The sequence below is a fragment of the Alteribacter salitolerans genome (genome assembly GCF_016901055.1).
Lineage (GTDB): Bacteria > Bacillota > Bacilli > Bacillales > Salisediminibacteriaceae > Alteribacter > Alteribacter keqinensis.
Genome location: NZ_JAFEUX010000002.1, coordinates 388,375 through 414,124 on the forward strand (window position 1 = coordinate 388,375; position 25,750 = coordinate 414,124).

Genomic DNA, 25,750 nt, shown 5'->3' on the forward strand with positions numbered 1-25,750 from the left:
GTAGGGGGATTTGATGAGCAGTTTTGCAAAGATGATGGTATGGTATGTGGTTGGATTGCCGGTGTTTGTTACGGTGATGCTGGTGCTGACGGATGTTTTCCGCGGCCGCGAGGTGGGGCTGGTGTCGTATGTTCCAAACTTATTGGGGGTTGCCACAGGCGGGATTATTGCAGGATTTGTGATGCACAATGTGAAAAAGTTAAGAATTGATAAAAACGAGTATGTGTATGCTGTTATGTATAACTGGGGTTATGGAGAGTACGTAGAAAAAGAAAGAAGATTATTGACTGACAAAGATTATAAAAAAATAGATAGGTTATTGGTGGACGAAATTAATGGGGGGATTCAATGCAAATGCCGGATAAGGTCTATAAATTTATGGAGCCGAAGTATCTAAAACTCCTTAGAGAAACAGCAGATATTAGAATTAACTTTCTTAAGAATTTTGAAGGAATTACGAAATCGTCTATATATCTTGATGAATACAATGTTGTGCCTGGTCAAACATCAGACTTAGAAAGACAAATATTAAGTGCGCATGGAATTAGTGTAGATTCTACATCTTCTGTTTCTCTATCTAACGTAACACTGAGTACAACGTTTATAGATACAAATTATTTTGTGTACTGTGTTTGTTTGGAAAATAGTAAAGGTGTACAAAAGCATTTCGGTAATGGTCTCCAAGAGATTTTTGATTTCCCAAATTTTATAAAAGGTTTAACATCTGCTTTGCAACAGAAATCGATAGTCATTCATGATATGGGACCGTGTATTTATCTACCAAAAAGAGAACAAAAATTTGATGCTTCTGACTTAACGGATCAAGGAAAAAAGTTTGTCCTTAATAAGCCTTACTTTGTTAAGGATAAAAGATATTCCTATCAGAAAGAATATAGGGTTTTGTGGAGATATGAGTTTAATAAAGAAATTGAAGAACCCATAATGCTTCAAGGTTTAAATCATTTAGAAAGATATTATAAAACGAAGGTTTTGCAACTTCATAATAAACGAAAAAATAGGAAGAAAAAAAATAATGTATCTGTCCATGGGGACGCTTAAGGATCCTTGGGGAAATGGCATTGGCTTTTTTGAATACATCGATAAGGATGAGGAACGTGACACTTAAGCGCTGATATGTGCTTACCTGCGCGGTAAGAAGTTTGATTATTGTGAAAAAAAGGAGGCGGAAGTATGGAAGAAATTCAAGGAGTGCTGGATGAATATTTTTCTGCGTGGAACGAGGGATTTAAAAGTAAGGACGGTGAGGGGATCAGGGGTTTTATGTCCCGGGATTTTGCTGGTTACTGGGCTCACTCAGAGATAAAAAAACCTGATTCATACGGGTACGACTACGACCTCGATGCTGTGCTAAGGCAGATGGACGATGCCCGTAAAAGCTTTGAAACCGTCTCGATCACAACGCGGAAAGAGGGGGTGGAATGCCTTGTCTTAGGAAGAGAAACAAACCTGATCCAGGGCGTTCCCTATTCGGCCGAGTGCATGTTCGTCTGGCGAAAGGAACAGGATGGGTGGAAGCTTGTGAGGGAGTATATTGAGCTTGAGAGGTAAGAAATTTTAACAGAAGGAGGAGTCAGGTTGAAGCTTATTTTTATGTACCATCCCGTAAAAAATGTTCGGGAATCTCTTGAATTCTATCAGGAAAAGCTCGGCTTTGAAGAGGCGTGGAGAGAAGGAGAGGGGACCATTGCCCTTCAGATTCCAGAGTCGGAAGTCCAGCTTTTGATTGAGGAAGAGGAGCGAGATCTTTCACCTGGAGGCGTTTATCTTGTAGACAGTGTGGATGGTTTTTTTAATGATAAGAGGGACACGTTTACCTTTATTAAAGAGCCTGTGGACATTCCTCCTGGGCGTTACGCCATATACGAAGACAATTCAGGCAATCCATTACGGATTATCGACTTTTCAAAGAAATAAATGAGGGAGGGAAGACGATGGTGAATGCGATTGAAAAAGAGGTGGGTGCCATTTTTGTGCCTGTGAAGGATGTGGAAAAAGCACGGGATTGGTACAGGGAGCTGCTCGGTGTAATGGAAGAGGGGGAAATTCAATTCGGCCATATTTATGTGATTCCGGGGACGAATGTGGTGCTGGACAGTAAAATTTTTGACCGGAGATCCCAGGGGACTGCGCCGTTGTTTCATTTTAATACGAAGGATATCCGGCGGGCGTACGAAGAATGCAGGGCAGCAGGTGTGGAGGTCACATCAGAGGTTGAGAACGGTCACTGGTTCACGTTCAAGGATCCGGACGAAAATGTGCTCATGGTGTGCCAGTGCTGATGGGAAAGAAGGAGTGTGTGTTTTGCGAGCCTGGTTTGCTTGCGAATCAAAGGATTCTTTTCAGCAATGAGCATTGTTTGTTTTTACAGCTGGAAGAGGCCGGAGAAAAAGGAAGCCAGCTTGAAGGTGCCGGATTGATTGTCCCGAGAGAGCACAGAGAAACAGTGTTTGATTTGACACCTGCGGAGTGGCGGGCTACATACACCCTGTTGCATGAAGTGAAAAGCTACATAGATGAAAAGCATCAGCCCCAGGGCTACAACCTGGGGTGGAACTGCGGGGAAACAGGCGGGCAGCACATTTTCCACGCCCATTTTCATGTGCTGCCGAGGTATGACGATGAGCTGATGGCGGGGAAAGGGATCCGGTATTTGTTTAAAAGCGACGGGAATCGAAGGGGAGGGCAAGGACATGTGCCTGGCACTCCCCGAACGTTGTCGGATTCATAGGCCGATTTCATCTAATTTTTGAAGGGAAAAGACCTGTGGTTTCGACAAGATCCGGGTGGTGACAGGCACCGCGAAGAAGAAGGAGGAGGGGGAGGCAGATGAAAAAGATCCTTACTGGTGCGTTTGTTTTGCTGCTTCTTTTAGCCGGGTACGATCTTTTATCTGAGGAAACTTTTAAAGTCACCGGATTAGAGGAGGGGCTGTTCACTGTTAAAAGCAGCAAGGTACTGAATCCTACTTTCCGGACGGTGAGGGTCAATGCAGAGGCAGCCGAGATTCGGGGCAGGGAAGACGCTGTGATTGATATAGAAGACATTCAGGTTGGGGATAAGGTGAAGGTCACGTTCAGCCGGCTAGTGGCTCTGGCCGATCCCCCGATTGTGAAATCAACGAAGGTTGTTTTGCTAAAATAACGAGGTTGAGGAGGAGAAGAGAATGCTCAAGCACATTGCGACAATTGAAATTCCTGTATCGAATCTGGAGCGCTCCATCGGGTGGTACACGACGCACCTGGAGCTGACCTGTGTATTTAAAGGTGAAAAGAATGCGATGCTGTCGTTTCATAACAGCAGTCCGACGATCTTTTTGGTTGAAACAGAAACGGTACATTCCCACTCGTTTTCAAATATGAATACAGGGATTGAGCACAGCATGATTGATTTTTTCGCTGACGACTTGGAAAAAGCACACGGCGAGCTCCGGTCAAAAGGAGTTAAGACCGGTGAGCTGAACCTGATGAACGGAGGATTTGGCGGGTTTGGTTTTTACGATCCCGACGGGCACCTGTTAAGTGCAACGAATGTGCTTCATGAAGGGCAGGAGGCTTTTAAGGAAACAAAATCCCGGGAGGAGGCATGATCATGCCGGTAAAGCACCAGATCGGCGGAGTGTTTGTGATTGTGAGAAACATGCCCAGGGCAGTGGCCTGGTACAGAGACATTCTCGGCCTTGAACCAGACGAGGCATTTGTGAAAAACACGGCTGAAGACTGCCGGACCATCTACTCGATTTCCATGGGGAAAACGGATTTGATTTTGGACAGCATGCACCGGGAGACGTTGACCCCAAGTCCGAACCATCTATTTTTCTTTGAGACGGATGATATAAAAAGGACGTATGACTATGTAAAACAAAAAAACGCCCGGGGCGTTTCAGAAATTGAAGGTCATGTAGACGTGTCATTTTTTGAAGTGATGGATCCGGAGGGAAATAAGGTTATGTTTTGTGAGACGAAGTCGTAAGGTTCATGATCCAGGGAAAAGGGGAGTCTCTATGGCAAAACGATTCAATTTCACTTACCTGTTTTGCAACGACTTGGATAAAATGACGTGGTTCTACAAGGACATTCTTCATCTGCCTCTCATATGGGAGAGTGGTCGTTCTGTCGCCTTTAAAATAGGGGGACATCAACTGGCTGTGGAGCTCGAGGAAGATCTGGAGACACCAACGGCCGATTTTGCCATGCAGCCCGGTTGGCAGGGAGGGAAGGCTCCCAGAACCAGTTGGTCTTTGGAGTGTGATAAAGATGATTTCCAGGCGGTGGTTCGAGCCGCGCAGAGAAACGGAATAAGGAGCTTTTTTTCTGAGCCTGAATGGAAGGGGTATTGGAGTTTTCCTGTTTTGGATCCTATGAACAATACGATTGAGGTTACGTGTACGGAGAGGAGAGGGAGGAGGTGTCTGTCACTCCCCGAACATTGTCGGATTCATAGGCCAATTTCATTTGATTTTTTGAAGGGAAAAGACCTATGGTTTCGACAGAATACGGGTGGTGACAGGCACCACTAGGAACTAAACTATACAGGAGGCTATATAAAATGAATCAAGATAATCTGTTCGGCCAGATGAACTTCTGGCGGAAATTTGTAATGGAAGTACTTCATGAGACTGCAGCAGAAACTCTTTATGTCACACCTCCACACTTTTCGAATAACTTGCTCTGGCATGCTGGGCATCTGCTTGTTACGTATGATGAGTACCTTTTCACTATTGATGGTGAAAAGCAACTGAACCAGCAGTATTCAATGTGGTTTGCGACAGGTACGAGCCCTGCATCCTGGGGGGAGAACCGTCCGGCGATAGAAGACATTCTGCAAAAACTTGAGAGCCAGGCGTCAATGATAGAAGTACGCTTTGCCGGTCGGCTGTCAGAAGAATTGCCTAAACCATTACCGCTTGAAAGAACAATTGAGGAACTGCTCGTTTTCCTCATCAGTCACGAAACTTACCATCTCGGTGTAATGAAGAGTATACAGAAGAATTTAAAGGGATGATTGGATTGGTGCCTGTCACTCCCCGAATATTGTAGGATTCATAGGCCGATTTCATCTGATTTTTTGAAGGGGAAAGACCTAGGGTTTCGACAGAATCCGGGTGGTGACAGGCACCCCCAAAAAAACAATAAAGGAGTGACTGGCATGAAAGACAAAGTTGTGGTCGTGACAGGCGGGGCGAGAGGGATTGGACGGAGTACGGTGAAAATGGTCGCGGCAGAAGGGGCAAAAGCTGTGGCGATAGCAAGAAGCGAAGAGACTCTCGCGGAATTAAAGAAAGACGTACCTGAAGCGGGTACATATGTGTGTGATGTGAGCGTGGAACAGCAGGTGAATGAGACGATGGAAGGCATTTTGTCCGAATACGGCCGGGTCGATGTTCTCGTCAATAACGCCGGCGTCGGCATCTGGAAAACGGTCGAGGAGATGACCGAAGAAGACTGGGACGCACAGATCAATACGAACTTAAAAGGGGTATTCCTGACGAGTAAAGCTGTATTTTCCAAAATGAAAGCGCAGGGCGGGGGTCATATCATCAATGTGGCGTCGGATCTCGGTTACACGAGTATTGAACGGGGCGGCGCCTACTGTGCGAGTAAGTGGGGCCTTCTCGGCTTTACGGGAACGCTGTTAAAAGAAGGAGCGCCATTCGGCATTACCGTATCCACCGTTTCGCCGGGACTTGTGGCCACAGACTTTGGCGGTGTGGAAGCGGAGAAAAAGCAAGAAGCAGGTCTTACACCTGAAACGGTTGCGTCACATATTATCCAGACGATTAAAACCGGGGATGAGACTGGATCGGTGGATGTGATTGTGAAGCCGAGGAAGTAGGAGGTTACGGTAAAAAAAGAGGGGTGTTGGGAGCGGGACAACTTCCTTGATCAATTTCTTTCGTGTTAGTATGGAAGATAATGAGATTTAAGGAGGCCCCGTCATGCCAATACTAGCAGGAATGTTTGCCGGCGCAATCCTGTATACCCCTCTTTTTTTGCTGTACATAAATAATGTGATAAACGGTTTTGCTTTTATCGGGTCTCTCCTGTTACTCTGCTTTATTACGACGGCTCTTTTCTTTTTTTACAGAAACCACGGGGTGAAACAGATACGGTTTTTTATCTCAGCTGCAGTTATTCTTCTGGTTCTTCTCGTGTTTGATTTTCAAGTGATTGAATATGAGGCAGCAACCTATTCAGCCACCGGTTACATGGAACCGATTGATCTGCTGGAGGACTCCGGTCTGCATGTACTTCCGGTGAGAATTGAGCCAGTGGCGTTCATTGAGGATATGGAATGGCTTCTGGAAGGTTTCGAAGCAAATGATATCGACATTTATCATGTTGAACCGGTAACGAACCTGGACCGTTACATCAGCAAGAACAGGAGATTGGCAGCCTTAGGGGGCTTTTTCCCGGACGGTCTGGCCGAAACCGAAGAAAATCTTATCTCCTATGGCTACAGTAACCTTGCATTTTCTGATGATTTTTTTGAACGGGAAGATCTTGAAGGAAACAGTGCCGGACTAGCTATAGGTTTAAAGGCGATGTACGAACGGGGGGAGCTTGAAAATACTGTGCCGATAGGGATTACCGGGGCCATTGAGGCCGATGGTTCTGTATCTGCAGTGGGTGGAATCGTGGAGAAGCTGCTTACCTCGGAATCGGAAGGATTTACTCATGTTATTCTCCCCGAAGCTAATCTTGAGGAAGCAGAAATGGCTAAAAAGAGCGAAGGATTAGACGTGGAAATTGCCGGTGTGGACCACATTGAAGAGGCAGCAGAAGTGATTCGGGAAATGAACCGTACCCGATGATAAAAGTGCCTGTCACTCCCCGAAAGTTGTCGGATTCATAGGACGATTTCATTTGATTTTTTTGAAGGGAATAGACCTACGGTTTCGACAGAATCCGGGTGGTGACAGGCACCATAAAAAATCCCGGTCATCAACATTTCCTTGTTGGTGGCCGGGTTTCTTTTTGTGCTTCGAATCCATTCGGTGAAGCGTGTCTTTTTTGGTTTTGCTTTTTCTTACGTGGGTGCTGAATCCGGTAACGGTTCCTCTGGAAAGGGCGGCGTCCCGCTTGTTGTTTCGGACGGCGTGTTCCCGTTTCTTTCTGGCTTTGCTTTTGGACATAGTTAATCCCTCCTTGTGTATCATAGTACCACAACGTGGGAAAATGACATCTTATATTATCCAGAAAAAGGGTTTTGGAGGCTGGCAGCAGAATACTTTCCTTAATCTACGCAATTATCAGAAAGGATTGGGAGCAAAGGACGAAGACACCTGTAAAGATAGATGAGGTTCCGTATTAATCCGGAGGTGTGCAATGAACATAAGAAATTCAGCTAAAGCCATTATTGTTAACAGAGATCGAACTGAAGTGCTGCTGACAAAAAACCAGGACGAAGAAGGATTCTTTTTTCTATTTCCGGGCGGTGGTCAGGAACATGGCGAAACACTTCACGAAGCGCTAAAGAGAGAATGCCTGGAAGAGGTTGGTTACGTTATCGAGGTTGACGAGCTCGTACACATACGGGAATACATCGGAAAAAATCATGAGCACGCTCATTTTGATTACGAGGTTCACCAGGTTGAATACTATTTTGCGGCCGAATGGAAAGGCGATGCGATTAACGTCCTAACCCCCAGTAACCCTGACAGTCATCAAGTAGGGACAGAGTGGGTAAATGTAAATGATTTGCAACGGTACAGACTGTACCCGAAGGAGATTAGAAACTATATTATAAAATATGCTAACAAAGAAGAAGCCCCTGTTTATCTTGGAGATGTTAATTGAAGAGGATTGCGCCCAAATGGGCCAGCCTGTAAGGCATTGGAGGATGAAAAGTGAATAAAACATTTTTACACCTGGAAGGGTTTGCGGTTCTTGTATTAAGTCTTTACTTTTACGGTAACAGCGGGCTCAGCTGGTTATTGTTTTTTATTTTGTTGTTTGTACCGGACATATCGATGCTTGGTTATTTACTTAATAAAAAAGCCGGGGCATTTCTTTATAATTTATTTCATACGTACAGTTTATCTGCAGGTGCAGTGATCTGCGGACTTCTGTTAGCAAACCCGATTGTTCTGGCGGTCGGTTTAATATGGTCAGCCCATATTGGAATGGATAGGATGCTCGGGTATGGATTGAAGTATCCGACGGCATTTCAGGATACTCATTTGAATCGCGTGTAAGCTGAAGGCATGGGGAACAGTTCCCATGCCTTCGTTTATGCTGCTGTTTTTTCCTCGACAATTCCCCAGCTTAAAAGTCCGGTTCCGACGATGAGGCAGGCGATGGACAGGTAAAAGGGGTACGGGATGTACTCGGCCATGGAGTAGTTGAGGATGCTTGCCATGTTTTGCGTGCTGCTGAGCTGTCCGTTTGCCAGGATGGCGGCGATCAGGTAGTGCCCCATGACGAGAACGGCTGCGGTTAAAATTAAGATCGATCCTCCGATTGTTTTGCCCATTTCGATATCCCTCCCTTTTTCAAAGTTGAAGCAGATGCCGGAGATAGAAAGCGGATGCGATTCCTATAAGGAAAAAAAGAATGTAGCTGACAGGGTATTTTTCCTTGAGGGAAAAGCCGATATTCGCCGCACATAAAACGGAAATGATGATCCCGAGGAAAAGACTGGGGTTCTTAGTGAAGTAACTGGTTGCAAAGACGAGCTGGATAATAAGAAATGATACCGTTACAAATGATCTGGCTCTGAACGGCAGTCCTCTTTTCCTTAATTCATAATAGAAGTAAAGGGTGATAAGAAATTTCAGTGAAAGAAGAATCTCGATAACCAAATGACCTGCCCCTTCCTTTACAATACCTCCATAAGATAGTACCCGCTAAGAGCGAAGAATGCTGCCGTTGAAGCGAGTAAATACAGCCGGCGTCTGTGGACGAGAATCATGGATAACATAGCAACTAGTGCAATCCCTTGAACATATCCCGGCGGTTCCTGATTGATAAGGGCGGAAGGAAGGTACAGCATGACAAGTATGGTTAATGGTAAAAGCAGCTTTAAGAAATTCTTTTTCCTCGTGTCATCCCCTTTAAAGAAGACAAGGGCATAAGCGATCACTGTCACTCCAATGAAAAACAAAAAGTTCTGGGTAATCGTCATCCGTTCCGGCTCCTTTTTTAAACAGGTCTCTAAGGTCTGTACCCTGCTTCCAAATATTGCAAACGGCAAACCGGTGCCTGTCACCACCCGAACGTTGTCGGATTCATAGGTCATTTCTATGAAACTTTTTTGGAGGGAATAGAACTACGGTTTCGACGAAATTTGGGGAGTGACAGGCACCACTCAATATGGATATTTATGTTAAAGTAAATCTATCAAAACAACGATAAAGGTGGAGCGGCGTATGGAGAAATCGGTGTATTTAGTCAGCCCGACAGTGGAGCTGGAAGAAGAGTACCTCTCATTCTATGAGGAATGGAAAGAAAGCGGGGAGGACATGATCCCGTGGGTGATTGAAAAGGATCCGGCGGACTTTGAGGAGATGGTTCGTGATTTACATAATCAGGCGAAGGGGATCGACCTGAAGAAAGGATGGGTGCCCGACTCCACGTTCTGGCTGGTGGACGACACTAGGCGGGTCATTGGCGCGGTGAATATCCGTCACGGCCTCACCGAATTTCTGTTAAACGGGGGCGGGCATATCGGCTACGGCATCCGCCCTTCAGAAAGACGAAAAGGCTATGCGACAAAGCTGTTGGCATTGAGTCTGGAAAAAACAAAGGACTTGGGGATTCAGAATGTGCTTGTTGTCTGCGATGAAGGTAATACAGGATCCCTCAGGACAATCGTGAAGAACGGTGGGATTCCGGAAAAGGATTACATCGAAGAAGACGGCAATGTGGTGAAGCGGTTTTGGATTCATAACGGGTGATGAATACGGAAATGAAGAAGGTCGCAATGAGGCGTAAACATGAAAATGAATTTCGCGGATTCGCCGTTTATATCGTTCTGTTTATCGTGGTTGCTGTTGTGAACACCATTTTGTTTGTATTGAATGAGGAGAATGTGCAGGCAGCGGTCGCGATCGTTGCATACGTGTTTTTTCTGTATTTTAGCCTGAAACGAAAGATCTGGGCTGTGTATATCGTAAAACTGATGGTCTGGATTCATATTATTGTACTGATGGTTATCGCCGTTATCGTTTTACTGACTAGATCTTAGGCCACAGGAGAAGGAGGATCACCATGATTATTCGTACGGCAAAGCAGGATGACGCAGAAAAGCTTATCGATTTGATCCGGCAGGTTGAATCTGAAGCGGATTTTATGCTCATGGAAGCTGGGGAGAGGAACACGACAGCGGAACAGCAGAGAAAGTACATTGAGCATCTACAGACAAACAGCACGATTTTGGTAGCGGAGGATGCGGGGACGCTGGAAGGCTATCTGTTCGCCATCGGCGGGAGTGCCAGGCGGACGAAGCATGCGGCTTATCTTGTAATCGGGATTTTGAAAGCATACCGCGGACAGGGAGTCGGAACGCGTCTTTTTCAGGAAGTGGAGAAGTGGGCCCGGGACAATCATGTCTCAAGGCTGGAGCTTACGGCGGTTACGGAAAATGAAGCGGGCGTGGCTTTGTATAAAAAGAGCGGGTTTAAGGTTGAAGGGATGAAAAGGCAGACTCTTTTTATTAATGGGGAGTATTTTGATGAATATGTGATGGGGAAGGTGCTTTGAATAGGAGGGTATGATGCGTAAATCTTTTTCTATTATTGCCGTTGGAATCTTCTTTTTGATGATTCTTTTACTTCTCCAATGAGCGGGGGAACAGGTACTGTGCTGCTGGTAAGCGGTCTTACCGTTTCACTTGTTTTTGCACTGATGAGTCAGAGAGGACCGTTAAAGCTTGTGGTTCTAAGCTTTGTGTTGGGGGTCTCCATGATTTATGTTTTGTGGATTCTATCATTTATCACCGGGTTGTTTTAGAAAGAGGGCATTTCTCTAATAGGAAGGAAGTGCACTCTTTTTTTGGGGATGGGAAATCGTGATTTCAAATAATAAATGGATATTTATGTTGAAGTTAGAATAATAGAGTAAGAGAGGTTTAAATAAAATCAGGCGTTAAACGGGGGGATTATGAAGAGATTCGTTCTTTTTGCCGTAATCGCAATGGCTGTGGCCCTCGGCGGGTGTAGTGGCGGGGAATCAAGTGCAGCAGAGAGTATTGAAAGCAGGATAAAAGAAGGTCTGGGGATCAGTCCTTACATTCCGGAGCATCCCGTTTATCCCCTTGGGACGGCAGTGATGAAGTATGATTTTAAGGTGGAAGACGGAGAAGCGGTGAAGGGGGACCCAGTGAAAGTGGAGCTTTATTACATGATTTCGCAGGATCAGGTTTTGGACAATATTTCAAGGGAGCACTTGGAAGAAAACAACCGGATGGAAATCATCTATGGGGAAGCATATCTGGATCGTGAGGCTGCGAATGTGACGATTTATAAAGGGAGTGTTGGTACCATTCAAGAATCAGAAGCGATCGAGATTGAAGGACACGAGGTTCAGTATCTCTTCCTCGAACAGGAAGATGGACGGGACACGGAAGTGGTCATCATGGCCACGGAGTTTGATGATTTTGGCTATACCATTCAGTATCTTTTAATTGACGATGAGACAGAAGAAGAAGCGAAGGTGTTTGCCGCAGAGATCATCAGGAATGTAGGGAAAGAGTCGTGAATCGGAAGTTGGTTTTAGCCGGATTGGCTTGGATGATTGGTGTTGGGAGTTTATTTTATTTGGCAGCAGGCTACCGTGGTTTCATTTGAAGAGGTTGTTGAAAGCCTGTTGGAGGAAGCAGCTACGGTGGAACGGCACGCACCGGGAAGTGGAGGGTGACGCGTACATCAAAAGCGAAGCCAGTGCGGATGGGAAGTTCTGTGACTCCTTATTTGAGGAATAGGGCGGTATGAACCTGCGGGCCGGGAGCGGGGCCCCTGGAGTTGTGACTACATCATTGATGTGGAAACGGATAGGGGAACCGGTATACGATCTATACAGATGAGAATGACCTTCATAGTGACGGTGAAGGATAGCGGGTCGTTGGCGGGAATACGGTCAAAAGGTTTATTGAAAATGCTGGGTTGGTTTGTGAGGAAAACAGAACATCCTCTTGAGGAGGGGATTTGAGTGCCGCTATTTAAAACAAAGAAAAGTATGCTTATGTATCAACTTACGGTTTTCGCTGTTCTAATCTTTATCGCAGTGTTTACGTATCCGTCTCAGGTTGCCAATGTTGTCTTGTATTTTTTAGGGGTGGGTGTGTTTTTTATCCTCGGTACTTTGATGTGGGACAAAAAGGAGTCTGGTGTGCGGCGTTGAAGAGGTGCCTGTCACCCCCTCGGATTTTGTCAGATTCATAGGTCATTTCTACGAAACTTATATCGAGGGAAAAGCACTACGGTTTCGACGAAATTCGGGGAGTGACAGGCACCGAAAACAAAACAAAGGAGGAGAGGTCCATGTTCCTGAACTATCTGCCACAGGGGTTCTGGCTGTCCATTGTTGCTTTCGTGACGTTTCAGTGGCTGGCGATTCCGGTGATCACCCATCTGAGTACGAGCGCCGCCGGAGTGATGATGGGGATTCTGTTCATTATTTCCGTAATTTATCCGCTCTATCTGTTGTTTATGCTTTTGTATCTGAGTCAGGTGAAAAAGCTGAACGGAGAACAGCTCATGATCGCGGCCGTTTTTCTCCTCATCCCACTCTTTGCCTACATACCGCTTGTGGCGTAAACATGAAGGAGGAACGAGGATGACGTTTTTTATCATTGGATTTGTGCTGTTTGTCTCAGGAATCCGGGTCTCCACCCTCATGACCACGGCGTGGGTTGCCGTTGGAACAATGATGGCTGTCGGCGGTGGCTGGATGATGGGGAGTTCATTGCCTCGAAAAGGAAAAAGAAAGGAAAGGGGGAGGTTTAGCGTGTTGTCTGTTTACGGAAAAGTGAGTCTTATATCAAGTATTCTCTTTTTTGCTGCCGGGTTAATCGGGCTCATCTTGGAGCTTCGGGCGGGAGACTTTGTTTTTTATTCCTCCTGGGGCGTCTTTTATCTCATTCTTGGACTCACGTTTCTATTATTTACGTTAAGCAATAGAGCTTACATGAAAGAAAGAAGGAACGATAACTGACTTCAGGAGCCGGCCATAAATCCCCCTGACATTTGCCCACTTTATGGAAAAAGGATGTTACCCTTAATAGAAAGAAAATTGTGAATGGGGTAAGGGGAATTGATATGAGGAAGAAGTCATTTTGGGGACCTGTGTTTGCCGGTGTGCTGTTAGGGATTTTTGTCCCGAGAATTCTGGGGCGATTCTGAGTGCCCCATTACGGTGATCTTTTAAACTATTTATTTGGCGAAATGAGTGAAGTGGGTGTTTGGAACGGACTTATATTTCCAATGCTGTTTTCGTTAATGATTATAGGGCTGATTTTTTTGGGTCTGAATAGGTTAAAGAAAAGAAACGTGAAGGATTCGTCTGGGTAGATGAGGTTACATAAACAGGCTGCCGTTTTTCCGGGTTCAAGCCTGGGTTTTTACAAGAAGCATGGAAAGACTCCTTGAAGATGAATGGGGCTGATATGATGGAGAACAAACACGGTAAAAGTGAGTGGCCGGCATGGGCGACTGAAACGGTTGAAATCGCAGAACCGGATGCCCGCTGGCTGAAAAAAGGATCGGAAGAAAAAGAAAGGCTGACGGGTTTGCTTTCGCCCCTTGGTGTTTTGCAGGTGGAGCATATCGGAAGTACCTCGATCCCGCATTTACCTGCAAAGCCGATTATCGATCTGATGGGAAAGGTCCATTCATTTGACGCGATAGAGGACATTTTATCTTTACTTGAACCAGAGAATTGGCATTACGTTCCGCCTCATTTGGACAACCGGCCGTGGCGGCGTTTTTTTGTAAAAGTAAAGAACAATAAGCGTGTGGCTCATCTTCACCTGATTAGAGAAGGTGATCAGAGGTGGACGAATCAAATTCAATTCCGGGACAGGCTGATAGTAGATGGAGAACTTGCGAAGGAATACGGAGAATTAAAAGTAAAGCTTTCGCAGCAGTATGCGGATGATCGGGAAAAGTATACGGATGCGAAGGGAGCGTTTGTTGCGAGAGTTTTGTCTTAGTGGTGCCTGTCACCACCCGGAATTTGTCGGAATCGTAGGTCTTTTCCATAACAAAGAGGGCGGCTCATCCTGGGCCGCCATCTTTGTTTCTATCTATTCATTCTTCAGTTTTACATTCACGTCTTTAGCTTCTTCCGTCTTCACTTTGATGTCGTATGTACCGGGTTCCCCGTGAAACTCGATGTTTCCGCCCCACGAGGAGAGGATGGTTTTCTCCCAGATGATGCGTCCGCCTCTCTCAACATAGAGGGTCATGCTTCCTTCACCCACGGAAGCCTGATAAGGAATGACCACCACCCCCTCGGTGCTTACGTCGAAATCCGCCACCTGATAGTTTCCTTTGAGGCTGCCGACCGAAAGCTGATAACCTTCCGATGTTGCGGTCCTGGTGGCATTGACCGATACATTGTCAGCAAAAAAGAACGTGGTTGCGGTTGTACCGATAATCAAAACTGCAATCACACTGCCGCCGGCAACAAGCATTTTTTTGCTCCATTTTTTCGTTAAGATGGCGCTGTTCAAATAGTAGACAACCCGGAACAGTACAGGGTACAACACCGCAAAGGCAAGGACAGAGATCCAGTTTACCGGCATCGCAACGGCAAAAGGCAGCATAAGCATATAATAGCCAGCAAAAAACCACCAGACGACCCCAAGAAACCGGTTCTCCCTGTTTCTCCGGCCGAAAATGAATTCCAAGACCCGCATTCTTCGATTCCCCCAATTATTTACTTCCATAGGAGTATACCACCATTGGGGAGCCTGCCACTCCTCGAACTTTGTCGGATTCGTAGGTCTTTTTTATATAGAAGATTCGATGGAATAGACCCATTCTTTCGTCAAATTTCGGGTGGTGACAGGCACCGCTTTAATCATACCCGCCCCGGGCTTCCGGCAGCTCCTGATATTCCGGTTTCGGGTGGATAATCTCCGTAAGCAGAAAAGCCATAAATGATTCCCACTTCTTTGTATGTCTTGTTTCGCACGACGTATCCCACACGTCACTGTAGGTTTCATCGTCGGCCTGCAAAGACAAATGGTAGCTGTTGTGGGGGTCAGAGCATGCGGCCCCGCCGGCGTTCCCTGACATATCCAGCACGTTTGCGTCCCGCATTTCTTCATAGATTAACGCCATCTCTTCCTCTGTGAGCACCATTACCGTCGTCTCCCGGCCGTCCTCGATCAAGTCTTTTGTATACGTATCCTCAAACGTATTCAGCTCATTGGCAGACCCGATCCCAAAACGCAGGGAAAAATCAAAGTCCTCCGGCATCTCACCGGGAAGCGCCGATGTCTCATTGCTGCAGGCTGCAAGGCCCAGAAGTCCAATCACCATAAACACCATCCGTTTCATCGTCCCCCTCCTTCTCTACAGATAAGGACGCCTAAAAAAGGAAAAAGTTTCAAGTTAGTACGCCGGAATAGATTAGAAAGTCCCGATACAGGGTATGGAAAAAGTAGAGAGATTGAATCAGGACTAAGGGGGCCATTCCAACTATGTACAAAAAGAACCTGGAAAAACTCGAACATTTGAAAGCGGCCTTTGAAAACAACCGCTACTACCAACAGCCTGTGATTCACCACACCGCCAAGAAGGAACCGGTACTATTGTCTGTATTCACAAGCAGTCACAGCACCGTTTTTTATCTGTTTACACTAACAGGAAAAGACTATTACCAGCGCCATCAGATGACTGTCCGAATCCGGGGCAACACCCTCTATATCATCAAGATGGAATTCCTGAACGATGACCAGTACAGAAAAGGATACGGTTGTCTTCTTCTGGAAATTGCCGAAGAATATGCCAGGGAGTACGAAATAAAGAAAATCGTCAGTCATTTTCCCTCGGAAGACATTCACAATTACAACCGGAACGTGGCGTTCTATAAGAAAAATGACTTCAGCGTTTACGGACTTGAAGCGGTAAAGAAAATAAAGATACATAAGGGAAACGGCAGTGCTGAGGTGAAAAATCCAGCGTCTGTCTCCATGACGGAAGAAAACAAGGAAATAAAAGAGGTACCAGCAGACTGAAAGGGCTCCCGCCAAACGGAAACGCATTGATTAGAGATCACATGCGTTTTTTTTCTGTTATGGATCATTATGTTAATGTGAATATAAAACAGATTATGATTGAGGTGGCAGTATGGGGAGCATAACGGATTACCTGTTTATCATTTTTATGTATATTTTCGTTATCGGGCTTCTTATGAAAGCCGCAGCCTACATAGGTGAACGTATTGGTTTCTATCGGATGATTCAAGTTTTCGTCAGGTTATTCAGAAAGAATCAGTGAGGTCTTCTCAGGCGCCCTGCCAGATGTAAACAAGCCATTTACAAGCAAGCAGATGGGATTTAACACAGGAAATCCCATGTGCTTTTTAGGTTGTACACCTTACCGAGGTTCATATTTCCACTTAAGGAGAAACGAGAGGGTTGGAATAGTTATGCTAAAATAAATGGGGAAGCAACAGAATGTGATGCAAACGTTAAGTAAAGTTAAAACAACTCAGGAGGAAACGAATATGCCAAAGGTAAATACGGATCTGTCAGTGGAACAACGTGAAGAATTACTCAGAGAATTGAAAGGCCGTTTTGAGAAAAACACAAACCGCCATGATGAAATTGAGTGGGCTCAAGTCCGGGCAAAGCTGGAAGCGGATCCGGAAAAACTGTGGTCCCTGAGTGAAATGGAAAGAACCGGCGGCGAACCGGATGTGGTTGGTCATGATAAAGAGACGGACGAGTACATTTTTTATGACTGTTCAAAGGAAAGTCCCAAAGGCCGCAGAAGTGTCTGCTACGACCGTGAAGCGCTGGAGTCAAGGAAAAAACATAAACCGGAAAACAGCGTGATGGATATGGCGGCTGCCATGGGCATTGACCTTTTAACGGAAGAAGAATACCGGGAGCTCCAGAAACTTGGGGATTTTGATACGAAAACATCGAGCTGGGTTAAAACACCTGCTGATATCAGAAAACGTGGCGGGGCTCTCTTTTGTGACCGTCGCTACAACACTGTGTTTGTGTACCACAACGGCGCAGATTCCTACTATGCAGCCAGGGGTTTCCGTGGCTCGCTGAGGGTTTAAGCGGTGCCTGTCACCACCCGGGTTCTGTCGAAACGATGGGTCATTTTTGCCTCTTTATTGTTGCAGGAAACAGCCCTGCTGATTAGACAAAAACCGGGGAGTGACAGGCACCCCCTTTATCGAAACTCACTCGTCAGCACATACACAATGTCATAGTCTCCAAAAACATCTTCATAAGCCTCAGGATCGTCATAAAAACTGGCAGGCAGGGAACTCATCGCGTCCTCAGAAGAATACGCGATCGTTGCCAGAACCATGTCACCTTTGATGGGAACTTCCGGCTCCAGGTGGGTTTCCGAGATTTTCGCCATACCCTCTGATCCGTCCCGCAAGATCGTTTCCACGGTCTGGTGTGTTCCAATTGAATCACCGCTGGACACGCTCGTCGTGAACAAGGCATCCTCCTGGTTGATCAGACGCGAGGCCGTAAACACAATCGATCCCTCTCCATCCACCGGAGCTGAAAGTGCGCTCACATGATGATCCACCAGAGCGCCGAACTCATACTTCACCATCCGGACCGTCACCTCACTGTATGTCTCGTCCACATCAAAATCAAACACAAAGGCATCCTCCGACCCGGACAGAATCGCCTCTTCCCGGTCTGTTAGTGATGCTTCCGTTAACTTCGCTTCTGTTAGCGCTCCTTCTGGCGCAGTGTTTCCCCCGGAATCAACCGAGCAGGCCCCAAGCACAGTCGCACCAATTATACCCACAATAACCATATATTTTTTCATCGACCTCACCTTTCCAAAAAGAAACCTACAGTCAGATTAACATAAATTCCCATGGGCGGGCCAGGTGGTGCCTGTCACCACCCGGATTCTGTCGGAACCATGGGTCGTTTTCGCCTTCTCCATGTGTAGTGAATAGACCTACGCATTCGACAAAAACCGGGGAGTGACAGGCACCCAACAAAAAAAACAGGTATAATTCTTCCTTTTTGTTTCAAAATAACAATGGTCATCAACAGTCAATAAAGGAGACCAACATATGAAGAACCTAAGGAGGATGATTATGGGTATTATGTCTGGAAACCCAAAAGAACAACCGATGCATTATGGTGAAGTATTCAGTACGTGGAGCTACCTGGCAGGAATCAAAGCGATGGTTGCCGCCTATCAGACGCAGGAGAACCACTGCGGAGACGAAGACCTCAAAAAAATGATCAAAGCACTAATTGAACAAGGAAAACAAGAGGAAGAAGAAGTCGTGACTCTTTTGAAAGAAAACGGCATTGCTCTTCCACCGAGCCCGCCGGAGCGGTCAAAAGCAACGCTGGAAGACATCCCGGTAGGGGCAAGAATCAATGATGCGGAAATCGCACTCTCGATTTCCAAAGATATCGCAGCCGGACTTGTGGCATGCAGCCAGGCGATGGGCCAGTGCACGAGAGAAGATATCGCTATGATGTTTGGCCAGTTCCACACCGTTAAAGCTCAAAACGGAGCAAAAATGCTCAAAATGAACAAAGAAAAAGGCTGGCTCGTACCGCCGCCACTGCACGCGCAAAAACATTTAGAAGCGGTGCCTGTCACCACTAAAACGGTATCAAAAATATAGGCCGGTTCCAGCTTCCTTAAGAGCAGGAAAAAGACCTGTCGATTCACATAAAGCGGCGAGAGACAGGCACTGACCTTGACAGGAACCGATTAAAAGACCTTGGTATGCACACGCAACCAAGGTCTTTTTGGCTAGCGGTGCCTGTCCGAACGGTGTCGAAATCATAGGCCGATTCCACCTTCCTTAAGTCCAGGGAATAGACCTACGCATTCGACAAAAACCGGGGAGTGACAGGCACCGAAAAACAAAAAGACAGGCGCCACAAAAACGGGAACCAAACCTTTCCTGCTTTCGTACATAAACCAACGAACCTTTTAAAGGAGTGGGTGTACATGCAGGAACGTGCTATGAACGTGACCGATAAGATTGACCTTCTGGAGCGGAACGAACAGCCCGTAAAGAAAGCAAGTGCCTGGACGGGACTGGATACGAAAACGCGGCTCCTCATTGCCGCGATGTTTGCCAACAAGGAACAGGAAGTGGATCCGGACGCATTTAAAGATCTGGCCGACTGGATCAAAGAGCAGACCTCAGCATGGTCATATTTACGAACCAACATTCGGTTCTCCGTCGCTGCCAATCTTATGCTCTATACTGCTGACCCGAAGAAAGCCTTTGACAGCATGATGAAGATGTACGACCAGCTGATCAACTCGGGGTTCCGGCGTCATAATGTGACGTATCTGGCTGCTCTTGCGGTGACGACGCAGGCACCTGAGCTTAGTGACGAGGAACGGGGCCGGCTGGCAGACCGTGCTATTGCCCTTTATAAAGCGATCCGAAATGACCGGATGTTCAGTACGAACGAATACGATTATCCCCTTGTTGTTCTTCTCGCTGCCGGGAGGGAAGAACCGATGGAGGCCATTGCCCGGGAAGTGAACGACACGTACGAGCGGTTAAGAAAAGGGCATTGGAAACGAGGCAACGACTTACAGGGCCTTACCCATATTCTCGCCCTTGACACGGAAAAGTCAGTGGACGAACACGTGCAACGAGCCAACGACCTGTTTGGTGCGTGGGAGCGGGAGCTGAGACGGGTAAAGCCTGCTTTTTATAGTGAGATCGGTGTTCTCACCGTCCGGAGTGCCATCACCCAGGACATTACGATCGTCAGAGACCTGGAAGAGCGGATCAACACCTTACCTGCCTTTCGCTGGAACAAGGAGCTCGGCACGATGATCGCCGCCCAGTTTACCGCAAGCAGTGACCTGGAAGAATCCCCGGTCTCAGAGCATATGATGACCACCCTCGCGATCCTCCAGCAGGCCGAAATGGCCATGATGATGGCTACAGTCGGCGCGGTGACTGTTGCGACGACGAGCGGGAACTAAAGTGTTGGCGTCAGCCAGAATCAAATAATCAGGAAAAACGCAGTGATTTTCACACAGAAATTCAGCTGCGGAGAAGAAGTGATTAATAGGGACGGTTCTCACGTAACATTTCAGACTGAAAGGCCCTTTTGTTACGTGAGAACCGTCCACGCTTTTCAATACTAAAAGAGCTCGTTCTTTGTTAAAGAGACGAACCATTCATCAGATACTGAAAAACGCATCTTTTTCGCTTCATAAAGAAAGTGAACGTCCCACATTTCCATAACGACAAAGGGAAGGAGAATGTGCAGTAATGTGCTTAAGCTAACGGGGAGGTTCATTAAATAACACTTCTTGGTTTTAGTAGTATAACTAGGATTTAGGACTTAATGTTAGGCTTCAATTTAGAAGGAGGGAAAGGATATGGAATCATTCATTACTCCAACTCGATGGAATTTAAATAACCTTCTTCAGTGTGATTCAGACTTGGAAGAATTTAAGAATTATATTAGTTGTATTAAAGCAAATTTGTTAGAAATTGAGGAATGTGAGAAGTTAAATCCACTGAATGAAAGTGAATTAAATGCAATTTCACAAATAATTAAACATGTTGAATCAGCAGAATCTTTCTACTATTGTTTAACAACAGAAGACGTAGAGCCTTCTCTATTAACATCATTGAATACAAGTATTTCGATGTTAAAATCGCAAGCCCGTTTTATTGTGTCGGATTTGCAAGAAAGAATCGGTAATATGAGTGAAAAACAATTTTCAGTTTGGTCTAACAGTATTAACCAAAAAGTTTTTATAGAGGAATTATTAATGGATACACAAAGAACAAGTAAAGAAGAAAAGATTATTTCAAATTTTGCTAGAGAAACATTAAGTAATATGGAAGAAATCTATGTGCAAGCTCGAAACAATTTGAAAGTAAAAGGCAACATTGATAAAGATGAAAACGAAATATCTTTTGCTGAAGCTAGTAGTTTGGCTCTTTCTCATCCAGAACAATCTAATAGACGTTTTGCATTCAGGGAACTTAACCAAACACTTAAAACGCAAGCAGAGGTTTTTGCATCCGTTTACAATTCAATGGTGGGGTTGAGACTTAAAGAGAATATGGTGAAAAATACAGATTACCTTGACGAGTCTTTAAGGTTGAATGGTATATCTAAACGAGCGCTTAGTACAATGTGGGATACAGTGGATACCAATATACATTCTCTTTCGAGATATTTAAAAATAAAAGCAGGGGAAGTAGGGAAAGAAAGAATTTCTTGGCATGAATTGATGACTTCATCTCAGGAGGTGTCTAACGAAATTACTTACTCACAAGCGAGTAAGGGAATTATTGATTCCCTTGTTGATATTGACATCAATATGAGTGAATTTGTAAAAGGAGCAATAGCAAAGGGATGGGTTGATTCAGAACAACGTAAAACAAAACCACCAGGAGGCTTTTGTGCTCCATTTATTCCAGAAGGTGAATCACGAATATCATTGAATTATGATAATAGTATAGACAGTGCTAGAAGACTTGCGCACGAATTAGGTCATGCTTGGCATTTTAAACAAATGAAAAACGTTCCATCTCTATTTTTTTCAGATGATACATTCGAAATGACAATGGCTGAAACTTCCTCAATTTTCTTTGAAACAGCATATATTGATTATGTAATTCAAAATACTGATGATGTTTCAGTCAAAAAAGCTATACTTGGTGCTAAGATTGAGCGGAGTTTAAATTATTTAATGTCAATTAGAGGAGCCTTCTTATTTGAAGATAAGTTTTATGGTCATAGAAAAAAAGGACCATTAGATGCTAATCAGGTAGAAGAACTTTCGTTGCAATGTCAAGAAAAAGCATATGGATATAGTTTAAGTGAATATGAACCTTTTGTATGGATTAAATATGTACAGTTCTACCAAGCGAATATCCCTTTTTATAATTACCCCTACTCTTTTGGCTTCTTGTTGAGTATTGGACTGTTAAACCTTGCTAAAAAGGATATACAATTTGACCGAAAATTCCAATGGTTTCTAAGTGAGACTGGATTTATGCCACTTGAACAACTTATTCAGAAACACTTCAATATAGAAATTTCAAAACCAGATTTTTGGCAACAGTCAATCCAGAGTGTAATTAAAGATATAGAGGAGTATAACAAGACTTTGTGAAGAGACGTACTTAAACAAACGGGGAGCGTTAGTAACACAATCTTTAATTTCAAAGAAACCCAAATATGCATTACTTAATGCATATTTGGGCTTTTTTTATTCGAAATGTATTTTTTATTGATAAAGAAATCGCAAAGCGCAAAGGTGGTGATACCTTTTACCATATTCCTCGTTATCAGATTTAATGTTTCCTCAGTAATGTGCTTTAACAAGCAGCCCCTCCTTATCATTCATGCATCTTTCGATCCTCCCGCTGTAACTAATTTCAGGAAGCGTTCAAAATCGGCCGCATTCTTTTCACAGCCAAGTTCTCTTAATAGAGATATCATGCGGTTAACGTGTTCTGTGCCTTCTTTCACCTGTCCCTTCTTAATCATATAAATGCCTTTGACGTATCTCACGTGTATTCTTAGGTGAGTTTCGTGTTCTTCCAGCTTAAGACTCTCAATATATGAAAAGAACTTCAGGATATCCTCATTGTATTTGGTGACCATTTCATCACCTTTATTTACAGGCCCCATTAAATAAATGATGGTACTTAAGAAGATACTTGCCATCACGTTTTTATAATCTTTAAATGAGTGGTATCGCTTCCCTTTTTTAAAAGCGGTGTGGGATAAATTCAATACCATGTCAGAATTCATTAATAACATGGTTGATTTATACAGCTTCAATTCATAGTAACCCCACACTTCGACTGAGAAAAGGTAGTCAAATAATGAGTCAGGATTAAGCTTTATGTCATCACTGGTTTCGTTTTTTAATATATTCCCGTAGAGTTCAAGTAAGATCAGGTGATTTTGATTTTCTTCAACTTCAGCCAATTGTTCCAACTTTCCAATGTCCTGTTCCATATAAGCTTGATTAACGCGGTGAAAAAAGGAATCGATTGTCCGGTTAGAATAATCATGATGAATATAAAGAAACTCATCATAAGAAACATGCAATCGTGAAAGCAGCTGATCCATTAATGTTAGGGAGATATCTGATTCACCTCTTTCAAATTTAGATAAAAAAGAAACAGAGAGAGAGTCTCTGGCCAGCTCTTTCATTGATAATCCCTTTTGTTTTCTAATTTTCCTCAAAGTCTGTCCGTACCGTTCCATACGCTTCCCCTTTCAAGAAATTCCACTATATGAGAATTATATCCAGTCAAAAACCATTGTACCTTATGATGGAACTAACACAAGCGTAAGGGGGATTTACAATGGGATATTTATTGAAAAACGTATCGATTATAGATGTGGAATCAGAGAAAGTCATCAAGGGATCAATTGAAATTCAAGGTGAGAGAATAACACAGATATTCCATGGTGAAGTGAGTAAAAAATACGAAGAAACGTATGATATGCAAGGCAGGTTTGCGATTCCCGGATTAATGGATATGCACTGTCATATAAAAGAGGGATTTGCCCCGCACTTCGTCGCTTCCGGTGTCACGGCCGTCAGAAATACAGCTGGAAATGTTATTCAGCTGGAAGATTTAATCCATGCTGAAAGCGATGCACAGACTCCACGTGTGTATTCGGCAGATCGTATGATTGACGGAGCACCCGGACTGTGGGGGCCGACAGGTGTTGCAAATTTCGTAACAGAAGACCCTGAAGAAGGCAGAGAAGAAGTGAGAAGGCAGGTTCGTGAAGGGGCACAATTTATCAAGGTTTATGGATTGTTATCAAAGCCGGTGATGAAAGCGGTGGTTGAGGAGGCAAAGACGTTTAATCTGGAAGTAAGCTGTGATCTTATCCACTCAACAATCAACGCCTTGGAAGCGGCTGAACTGGGGGTTATATGGTTTGAACATGCATCAGGGATTGTGCAGGCAATGTATCCAGGCTGGCACATGCAGGCAGAAGGGTTTGATATTGACTGGGAGAATATTAACCAGGAGAAGGTTGATGACGTGTGCGAAAAGTTACTGGCCTATAATGTGAAGCTCTGCCCAACCTTAACGGTGTTCGATCAAATTCAACTTTTGCCAAATTCGTGGGATCCTGAAAATGAGATCACGCAAACGTGCGGGTTAACGGAGCACTGGAAAGAGTTAGCCCGGAATGAAGAAATGTATAAAGAACATATGGGATTTTTAAACAATGCGATTAAGCGGATAGCAAAAACGTATCATGATCTTGGAGGAACCGTTGTAGCAGGAACAGACTCCCCGGCAGGTGTGTGGACATTCCCCGGGATGGGTCTGCACCGGGAGCTGGAGCTGTTTGTGGAAATGGGATTAACGGAGATGGAAGCCCTACAAGCCGCAACGAATAAAGCAGCCCGGTCGATTTTTTTAGAGCAGGTCGGGGTGATAAAGAAGAATTATCTAGCTGACCTTGTTATCCTGGAGAAGAACCCACTGGAAAATATTGAAAATACAAAGGAGATTTTCAAAATTATCAAGGGTGGAAAGATATATGATCAAAAGGCCATTTTAGAAGCAGTTCCCAGTAAGGAGTACTTAGAGAAGAAATCCAAAGCGTTTGAAAAGAAGTTTAAGGCGGTGCCTGTTTAAAACGGTGCCTGTCACCACCCGTACGGTGTCGAAATCATAGGCCGTTTTCGCCTTCTTTAAGTGGAGGGGAAAGACCTATCGATTCGACAAAAACCGGGTGGTGACAGGCACAAATTCAACTTTAGGAAGAAACGTACACTTCACGTATAAAGTTGTCACTTGCCCATTTCCCCTCTTTTTTAATGAGCTCAAGGACAGCATCCCGGTCTGCGGGCGGGTCCTCCAGCCAGTTCTCGAGGGTACGGACAACCGGTTTTTTATCAGGGAAATGGGTGATCACAATGTCGGCTTGCTCATGAAGGCGCGTGGACCAGATCCGGGAACGGACCATCACCATGAAATAGTAGGTTCGTATGAGCTTGCGGGCAAAGTTCTGTGTGATTTTTTTAAACTCTTTCTCGGAAGAGGCATCGAGTTTTTTCCGTGTCCGGGTAAGGACGTCGCCGATATCTCCGTTAAAGCTTATGGCAATCTCCGGTGAGAGTCTGTACGGACCAAACCGATCTCCCAGGTCTTCGCCATGGACACAAACAGAAATCTCTTTCAAAAAAGCCTGCTCATAGTAGTTAGCCGGATCGACAGTATAATCGTAAAAGGCGGCGGCAATGCCAACCTCGCGAACGAGAGAACGGTATTTTTTGGACAGATCTTTGGCCAGCTCCGTTAAATCAGCCGACTTGACGGGACTCAACGGGCCATTAAACAGTGCGATTAGATCCAAATCTGATTTTTGGACTGTGGCTTCACCTCTGGCTACACTGCCGTACACATACACGCTGTGGAGCCGGTCTGGAAACAACTGAACAAGCTCCGCAACAGACTCTTTTATACAAGGCCAATAAGCGTGTTCAATCTTGTTTTTATTCACGTCGCTTACAATAAATCCATTACGGTCAAGGCCATAGCCTGCTCGCAGATCGTTCATT

Annotated in this window: 39 protein-coding genes; 30 read left to right on the forward strand and 9 right to left on the reverse strand. The window is 44.9% G+C overall.

The window, feature by feature from the left end; all coding sequences use genetic code 11:
* Positions 1-13 precede the first annotated feature (13 nt).
* The 13 genes from JSY36_RS04965 to JSY36_RS05025 all read left to right on the forward strand — a co-directional run bounded on the left by JSY36_RS04965 (position 14) and on the right by JSY36_RS05025 (position 6,832).
* Entirely contained in the window at positions 14-397 is a 384-nt protein-coding gene (locus JSY36_RS04965; protein WP_205165494.1) for a hypothetical protein, read from the forward strand.
* A complete protein-coding gene (locus JSY36_RS04970) occupies positions 349-1,059 on the forward strand; it encodes a hypothetical protein (RefSeq protein ID WP_205165495.1) in 711 nt (236 codons plus the stop codon). Before JSY36_RS04965 ends, JSY36_RS04970 begins: the two co-directional genes overlap by 49 nt.
* Positions 1,060-1,191: 132 nt before the next feature.
* Positions 1,192-1,569 (forward strand): nuclear transport factor 2 family protein, encoded by a 378-nt coding sequence (locus JSY36_RS04975; RefSeq protein WP_205165496.1) that lies wholly within the window; start codon positions 1,192-1,194, stop codon positions 1,567-1,569.
* 27 nt (positions 1,570-1,596) lie between these two features.
* Positions 1,597-1,935 (forward strand): VOC family protein, encoded by a 339-nt coding sequence (locus JSY36_RS04980; RefSeq protein WP_205165497.1) that lies wholly within the window; start codon positions 1,597-1,599, stop codon positions 1,933-1,935.
* Between the two features lie 17 nt (positions 1,936-1,952).
* Positions 1,953-2,300, forward strand: coding sequence for a VOC family protein (locus tag JSY36_RS04985; RefSeq protein WP_205165498.1), 348 nt, complete (start codon positions 1,953-1,955; stop codon positions 2,298-2,300).
* The gene (locus JSY36_RS04990) at positions 2,300-2,749 is read left to right on the forward strand and encodes an HIT family protein (protein ID WP_205165499.1); all 450 of its coding nucleotides are present in this window, start codon (positions 2,300-2,302) and stop codon (positions 2,747-2,749) included. Before JSY36_RS04985 ends, JSY36_RS04990 begins: the two co-directional genes overlap by 1 nt.
* A 98-nt stretch (positions 2,750-2,847) precedes the next feature.
* Positions 2,848-3,162, forward strand: coding sequence for a hypothetical protein (locus tag JSY36_RS04995; protein WP_205165500.1), 315 nt, complete (start codon positions 2,848-2,850; stop codon positions 3,160-3,162).
* 22 nt (positions 3,163-3,184) lie between these two features.
* Positions 3,185-3,607 carry a VOC family protein gene (locus tag JSY36_RS05000; RefSeq protein ID WP_205165501.1) on the forward strand — a complete coding sequence of 141 codons (423 nt, stop codon included), beginning with the start codon at positions 3,185-3,187 and terminating at the stop codon, positions 3,605-3,607.
* Between the two features lie 2 nt (positions 3,608-3,609).
* Positions 3,610-3,990, forward strand: a complete 381-nt coding sequence (locus JSY36_RS05005) for a VOC family protein (protein ID WP_205165502.1) — start codon at positions 3,610-3,612, stop codon at positions 3,988-3,990.
* 31 nt (positions 3,991-4,021) lie between these two features.
* Positions 4,022-4,537, forward strand: a complete 516-nt coding sequence (locus JSY36_RS05010) for a VOC family protein (protein WP_205165503.1) — start codon at positions 4,022-4,024, stop codon at positions 4,535-4,537.
* A gap of 29 nt (positions 4,538-4,566) precedes the next feature.
* Positions 4,567-5,022 (forward strand): DinB family protein, encoded by a 456-nt coding sequence (locus tag JSY36_RS05015; RefSeq protein ID WP_205165504.1) that lies wholly within the window; start codon positions 4,567-4,569, stop codon positions 5,020-5,022.
* A gap of 144 nt (positions 5,023-5,166) precedes the next feature.
* On the forward strand, positions 5,167-5,853 hold the full coding sequence (locus JSY36_RS05020; protein WP_205165505.1) for an SDR family oxidoreductase: 687 nt from the start codon (positions 5,167-5,169) through the stop codon (positions 5,851-5,853).
* Positions 5,854-5,956: 103 nt separating this feature from the next.
* Positions 5,957-6,832 carry a S16 family serine protease gene (locus tag JSY36_RS05025; RefSeq protein WP_205165506.1) on the forward strand — a complete coding sequence of 292 codons (876 nt, stop codon included), beginning with the start codon at positions 5,957-5,959 and terminating at the stop codon, positions 6,830-6,832.
* Between the two features lie 48 nt (positions 6,833-6,880).
* Here JSY36_RS05025 and JSY36_RS05030 read toward each other — a convergent pair whose 3' ends face one another.
* Positions 6,881-7,153, reverse strand: a complete 273-nt coding sequence (locus tag JSY36_RS05030; protein WP_205165507.1) for a hypothetical protein — start codon at positions 7,151-7,153, stop codon at positions 6,881-6,883.
* A gap of 193 nt (positions 7,154-7,346) precedes the next feature.
* On the opposite strand from JSY36_RS05030, the gene JSY36_RS05035 reads away from it, so the two are divergent.
* On the forward strand, positions 7,347-7,817 hold the full coding sequence (locus JSY36_RS05035; protein ID WP_205165508.1) for an NUDIX domain-containing protein: 471 nt from the start codon (positions 7,347-7,349) through the stop codon (positions 7,815-7,817).
* A gap of 50 nt (positions 7,818-7,867) precedes the next feature.
* Positions 7,868-8,215 (forward strand): DUF4260 family protein, encoded by a 348-nt coding sequence (locus JSY36_RS05040; RefSeq protein ID WP_205165509.1) that lies wholly within the window; start codon positions 7,868-7,870, stop codon positions 8,213-8,215.
* Positions 8,216-8,250: 35 nt separating this feature from the next.
* Here the strand turns inward: JSY36_RS05040 and JSY36_RS05045 are convergent, their stop codons facing one another.
* The 3 genes from JSY36_RS05045 to JSY36_RS05055 are packed head-to-tail and all read right to left on the reverse strand — an operon-like array spanning position 8,251 to position 9,144.
* Positions 8,251-8,493, reverse strand: a complete 243-nt coding sequence (locus JSY36_RS05045; RefSeq protein ID WP_205165510.1) for a hypothetical protein — start codon at positions 8,491-8,493, stop codon at positions 8,251-8,253.
* 19 nt (positions 8,494-8,512) lie between these two features.
* A complete protein-coding gene (locus tag JSY36_RS05050) occupies positions 8,513-8,821 on the reverse strand; it encodes a hypothetical protein (RefSeq protein ID WP_205165511.1) in 309 nt (102 codons plus the stop codon).
* A 17-nt stretch (positions 8,822-8,838) separates the two neighbouring features.
* Positions 8,839-9,144, reverse strand: coding sequence for a hypothetical protein (locus tag JSY36_RS05055; RefSeq protein WP_205165512.1), 306 nt, complete (start codon positions 9,142-9,144; stop codon positions 8,839-8,841).
* A gap of 244 nt (positions 9,145-9,388) precedes the next feature.
* On the opposite strand from JSY36_RS05055, the gene JSY36_RS05060 reads away from it, so the two are divergent.
* The 8 genes from JSY36_RS05060 to JSY36_RS05095 all read left to right on the forward strand — a co-directional run bounded on the left by JSY36_RS05060 (position 9,389) and on the right by JSY36_RS05095 (position 14,169).
* A complete protein-coding gene (locus tag JSY36_RS05060) occupies positions 9,389-9,916 on the forward strand; it encodes a GNAT family N-acetyltransferase (RefSeq protein ID WP_205165513.1) in 528 nt (175 codons plus the stop codon).
* Between the two features lie 11 nt (positions 9,917-9,927).
* A complete protein-coding gene (locus tag JSY36_RS05065; RefSeq protein WP_205165514.1) occupies positions 9,928-10,206 on the forward strand; it encodes a hypothetical protein in 279 nt (92 codons plus the stop codon).
* A 23-nt stretch (positions 10,207-10,229) separates the two neighbouring features.
* The gene (locus JSY36_RS05070) at positions 10,230-10,721 is read left to right on the forward strand and encodes a GNAT family N-acetyltransferase (protein ID WP_205165515.1); all 492 of its coding nucleotides are present in this window, start codon (positions 10,230-10,232) and stop codon (positions 10,719-10,721) included.
* Positions 10,722-11,120: 399 nt separating this feature from the next.
* Complete coding sequence (locus tag JSY36_RS05075; RefSeq protein WP_205165516.1) at positions 11,121-11,717, forward strand: hypothetical protein; 597 nt, start codon at positions 11,121-11,123, stop codon at positions 11,715-11,717.
* 450 nt (positions 11,718-12,167) lie between these two features.
* Entirely contained in the window at positions 12,168-12,359 is a 192-nt protein-coding gene (locus JSY36_RS05080) for an Rdx family protein (protein ID WP_205165517.1), read from the forward strand.
* 140 nt (positions 12,360-12,499) lie between these two features.
* Positions 12,500-12,775 (forward strand): hypothetical protein, encoded by a 276-nt coding sequence (locus tag JSY36_RS05085; RefSeq protein WP_205165518.1) that lies wholly within the window; start codon positions 12,500-12,502, stop codon positions 12,773-12,775.
* A gap of 19 nt (positions 12,776-12,794) precedes the next feature.
* Positions 12,795-13,172 (forward strand): hypothetical protein, encoded by a 378-nt coding sequence (locus JSY36_RS05090; RefSeq protein ID WP_205165519.1) that lies wholly within the window; start codon positions 12,795-12,797, stop codon positions 13,170-13,172.
* 454 nt (positions 13,173-13,626) lie between these two features.
* On the forward strand, positions 13,627-14,169 hold the full coding sequence (locus JSY36_RS05095; RefSeq protein ID WP_205165730.1) for a GrpB family protein: 543 nt from the start codon (positions 13,627-13,629) through the stop codon (positions 14,167-14,169).
* Between the two features lie 93 nt (positions 14,170-14,262).
* Here the strand turns inward: JSY36_RS05095 and JSY36_RS05100 are convergent, their stop codons facing one another.
* Together JSY36_RS05100 and JSY36_RS05105 are read right to left on the reverse strand one after the other, a co-directional pair.
* A complete protein-coding gene (locus JSY36_RS05100) occupies positions 14,263-14,907 on the reverse strand; it encodes a hypothetical protein (protein ID WP_205165520.1) in 645 nt (214 codons plus the stop codon).
* 130 nt (positions 14,908-15,037) lie between these two features.
* Complete coding sequence (locus tag JSY36_RS05105) at positions 15,038-15,523, reverse strand: hypothetical protein (protein WP_205165521.1); 486 nt, start codon at positions 15,521-15,523, stop codon at positions 15,038-15,040.
* A 143-nt stretch (positions 15,524-15,666) separates the two neighbouring features.
* Between JSY36_RS05105 and JSY36_RS05110 the strand changes: the two genes are divergently transcribed.
* From JSY36_RS05110 to JSY36_RS05120, 3 genes are all read left to right on the forward strand, one after another.
* Positions 15,667-16,203, forward strand: a complete 537-nt coding sequence (locus JSY36_RS05110) for a GNAT family N-acetyltransferase (RefSeq protein WP_205165522.1) — start codon at positions 15,667-15,669, stop codon at positions 16,201-16,203.
* 112 nt (positions 16,204-16,315) lie between these two features.
* Complete coding sequence (locus tag JSY36_RS05115; protein WP_205165523.1) at positions 16,316-16,465, forward strand: hypothetical protein; 150 nt, start codon at positions 16,316-16,318, stop codon at positions 16,463-16,465.
* Between the two features lie 229 nt (positions 16,466-16,694).
* Positions 16,695-17,261 (forward strand): DUF4256 domain-containing protein, encoded by a 567-nt coding sequence (locus JSY36_RS05120; RefSeq protein ID WP_205165524.1) that lies wholly within the window; start codon positions 16,695-16,697, stop codon positions 17,259-17,261.
* Between the two features lie 116 nt (positions 17,262-17,377).
* Here JSY36_RS05120 and JSY36_RS05125 read toward each other — a convergent pair whose 3' ends face one another.
* Positions 17,378-17,998, reverse strand: a complete 621-nt coding sequence (locus JSY36_RS05125) for a hypothetical protein (RefSeq protein ID WP_205165525.1) — start codon at positions 17,996-17,998, stop codon at positions 17,378-17,380.
* A gap of 256 nt (positions 17,999-18,254) precedes the next feature.
* On the opposite strand from JSY36_RS05125, the gene JSY36_RS05130 reads away from it, so the two are divergent.
* From JSY36_RS05130 to JSY36_RS05140, 3 genes are all read left to right on the forward strand, one after another.
* Positions 18,255-18,824, forward strand: coding sequence for a DUF3231 family protein (locus JSY36_RS05130; protein ID WP_236784564.1), 570 nt, complete (start codon positions 18,255-18,257; stop codon positions 18,822-18,824).
* A 332-nt stretch (positions 18,825-19,156) separates the two neighbouring features.
* Positions 19,157-20,158: a DUF4003 family protein gene (locus JSY36_RS05135; protein WP_205165526.1), complete on the forward strand. Its 1,002-nt coding sequence runs from the start codon at positions 19,157-19,159 to the stop codon at positions 20,156-20,158.
* 402 nt (positions 20,159-20,560) lie between these two features.
* Entirely contained in the window at positions 20,561-22,315 is a 1,755-nt protein-coding gene (locus tag JSY36_RS05140) for a M3 family metallopeptidase (protein ID WP_205165527.1), read from the forward strand.
* A gap of 230 nt (positions 22,316-22,545) precedes the next feature.
* On the opposite strand, the gene JSY36_RS05145 is transcribed toward JSY36_RS05140, so the two are convergent.
* A complete protein-coding gene (locus JSY36_RS05145) occupies positions 22,546-23,421 on the reverse strand; it encodes a helix-turn-helix domain-containing protein (RefSeq protein WP_205165528.1) in 876 nt (291 codons plus the stop codon).
* A 101-nt stretch (positions 23,422-23,522) separates the two neighbouring features.
* On the opposite strand from JSY36_RS05145, the gene JSY36_RS05150 reads away from it, so the two are divergent.
* Entirely contained in the window at positions 23,523-24,824 is a 1,302-nt protein-coding gene (locus tag JSY36_RS05150; RefSeq protein ID WP_205165529.1) for an amidohydrolase family protein, read from the forward strand.
* 121 nt (positions 24,825-24,945) lie between these two features.
* Here the strand turns inward: JSY36_RS05150 and JSY36_RS05155 are convergent, their stop codons facing one another.
* Positions 24,946-25,749 carry a nucleotidyltransferase domain-containing protein gene (locus JSY36_RS05155; RefSeq protein WP_205165530.1) on the reverse strand — a complete coding sequence of 268 codons (804 nt, stop codon included), beginning with the start codon at positions 25,747-25,749 and terminating at the stop codon, positions 24,946-24,948.
* Position 25,750 lies beyond the last annotated feature (1 nt).

What these genes read in the sequence shown, in the direction of transcription:
- JSY36_RS05090 (WP_205165519.1), top strand. Translation starts at nt 12,795, where the DNA reads ATGACGTTTTTTATCATTGGATTTGTGCTGTTTGTCTCAGGAATCCGG.
- JSY36_RS05125 (WP_205165525.1), bottom strand. Translation starts at nt 17,998, where the DNA reads ATGAAAAAATATATGGTTATTGTGGGTATAATTGGTGCGACTGTGCTT.
- JSY36_RS05135 (WP_205165526.1), top strand. Translation starts at nt 19,157, where the DNA reads ATGCAGGAACGTGCTATGAACGTGACCGATAAGATTGACCTTCTGGAG.
- JSY36_RS05085 (WP_205165518.1), top strand. Translation starts at nt 12,500, where the DNA reads ATGTTCCTGAACTATCTGCCACAGGGGTTCTGGCTGTCCATTGTTGCT.
- JSY36_RS05005 (WP_205165502.1), top strand. Translation starts at nt 3,610, where the DNA reads ATGCCGGTAAAGCACCAGATCGGCGGAGTGTTTGTGATTGTGAGAAAC.
- JSY36_RS05065 (WP_205165514.1), top strand. Translation starts at nt 9,928, where the DNA reads ATGAAGAAGGTCGCAATGAGGCGTAAACATGAAAATGAATTTCGCGGA.
- JSY36_RS04970 (WP_205165495.1), top strand. Translation starts at nt 349, where the DNA reads ATGCAAATGCCGGATAAGGTCTATAAATTTATGGAGCCGAAGTATCTA.
- JSY36_RS04965 (WP_205165494.1), top strand. Translation starts at nt 14, where the DNA reads ATGAGCAGTTTTGCAAAGATGATGGTATGGTATGTGGTTGGATTGCCG.
- JSY36_RS05035 (WP_205165508.1), top strand. Translation starts at nt 7,347, where the DNA reads ATGAACATAAGAAATTCAGCTAAAGCCATTATTGTTAACAGAGATCGA.
- JSY36_RS05015 (WP_205165504.1), top strand. Translation starts at nt 4,567, where the DNA reads ATGAATCAAGATAATCTGTTCGGCCAGATGAACTTCTGGCGGAAATTT.
- JSY36_RS05030 (WP_205165507.1), bottom strand. Translation starts at nt 7,153, where the DNA reads ATGTCCAAAAGCAAAGCCAGAAAGAAACGGGAACACGCCGTCCGAAAC.
- JSY36_RS05010 (WP_205165503.1), top strand. Translation starts at nt 4,022, where the DNA reads ATGGCAAAACGATTCAATTTCACTTACCTGTTTTGCAACGACTTGGAT.
- JSY36_RS05130 (WP_236784564.1), top strand. Translation starts at nt 18,255, where the DNA reads ATGAAGAACCTAAGGAGGATGATTATGGGTATTATGTCTGGAAACCCA.
- JSY36_RS05020 (WP_205165505.1), top strand. Translation starts at nt 5,167, where the DNA reads ATGAAAGACAAAGTTGTGGTCGTGACAGGCGGGGCGAGAGGGATTGGA.
- JSY36_RS04995 (WP_205165500.1), top strand. Translation starts at nt 2,848, where the DNA reads ATGAAAAAGATCCTTACTGGTGCGTTTGTTTTGCTGCTTCTTTTAGCC.
- JSY36_RS05155 (WP_205165530.1), bottom strand. Translation starts at nt 25,749, where the DNA reads ATGAACGATCTGCGAGCAGGCTATGGCCTTGACCGTAATGGATTTATT.
- JSY36_RS05055 (WP_205165512.1), bottom strand. Translation starts at nt 9,144, where the DNA reads ATGACGATTACCCAGAACTTTTTGTTTTTCATTGGAGTGACAGTGATC.
- JSY36_RS05025 (WP_205165506.1), top strand. Translation starts at nt 5,957, where the DNA reads ATGCCAATACTAGCAGGAATGTTTGCCGGCGCAATCCTGTATACCCCT.
- JSY36_RS05060 (WP_205165513.1), top strand. Translation starts at nt 9,389, where the DNA reads ATGGAGAAATCGGTGTATTTAGTCAGCCCGACAGTGGAGCTGGAAGAA.
- JSY36_RS05000 (WP_205165501.1), top strand. Translation starts at nt 3,185, where the DNA reads ATGCTCAAGCACATTGCGACAATTGAAATTCCTGTATCGAATCTGGAG.
- JSY36_RS05120 (WP_205165524.1), top strand. Translation starts at nt 16,695, where the DNA reads ATGCCAAAGGTAAATACGGATCTGTCAGTGGAACAACGTGAAGAATTA.
- JSY36_RS05110 (WP_205165522.1), top strand. Translation starts at nt 15,667, where the DNA reads ATGTACAAAAAGAACCTGGAAAAACTCGAACATTTGAAAGCGGCCTTT.
- JSY36_RS05150 (WP_205165529.1), top strand. Translation starts at nt 23,523, where the DNA reads ATGGGATATTTATTGAAAAACGTATCGATTATAGATGTGGAATCAGAG.
- JSY36_RS05105 (WP_205165521.1), bottom strand. Translation starts at nt 15,523, where the DNA reads ATGAAACGGATGGTGTTTATGGTGATTGGACTTCTGGGCCTTGCAGCC.
- JSY36_RS05115 (WP_205165523.1), top strand. Translation starts at nt 16,316, where the DNA reads ATGGGGAGCATAACGGATTACCTGTTTATCATTTTTATGTATATTTTC.
- JSY36_RS05145 (WP_205165528.1), bottom strand. Translation starts at nt 23,421, where the DNA reads ATGGAACGGTACGGACAGACTTTGAGGAAAATTAGAAAACAAAAGGGA.
- JSY36_RS05075 (WP_205165516.1), top strand. Translation starts at nt 11,121, where the DNA reads ATGAAGAGATTCGTTCTTTTTGCCGTAATCGCAATGGCTGTGGCCCTC.
- JSY36_RS05095 (WP_205165730.1), top strand. Translation starts at nt 13,627, where the DNA reads ATGGAGAACAAACACGGTAAAAGTGAGTGGCCGGCATGGGCGACTGAA.
- JSY36_RS05045 (WP_205165510.1), bottom strand. Translation starts at nt 8,493, where the DNA reads ATGGGCAAAACAATCGGAGGATCGATCTTAATTTTAACCGCAGCCGTT.
- JSY36_RS04975 (WP_205165496.1), top strand. Translation starts at nt 1,192, where the DNA reads ATGGAAGAAATTCAAGGAGTGCTGGATGAATATTTTTCTGCGTGGAAC.
- JSY36_RS05140 (WP_205165527.1), top strand. Translation starts at nt 20,561, where the DNA reads ATGGAATCATTCATTACTCCAACTCGATGGAATTTAAATAACCTTCTT.
- JSY36_RS05100 (WP_205165520.1), bottom strand. Translation starts at nt 14,907, where the DNA reads ATGGAAGTAAATAATTGGGGGAATCGAAGAATGCGGGTCTTGGAATTC.
- JSY36_RS04990 (WP_205165499.1), top strand. Translation starts at nt 2,300, where the DNA reads ATGGGAAAGAAGGAGTGTGTGTTTTGCGAGCCTGGTTTGCTTGCGAAT.
- JSY36_RS05070 (WP_205165515.1), top strand. Translation starts at nt 10,230, where the DNA reads ATGATTATTCGTACGGCAAAGCAGGATGACGCAGAAAAGCTTATCGAT.
- JSY36_RS04985 (WP_205165498.1), top strand. Translation starts at nt 1,953, where the DNA reads ATGGTGAATGCGATTGAAAAAGAGGTGGGTGCCATTTTTGTGCCTGTG.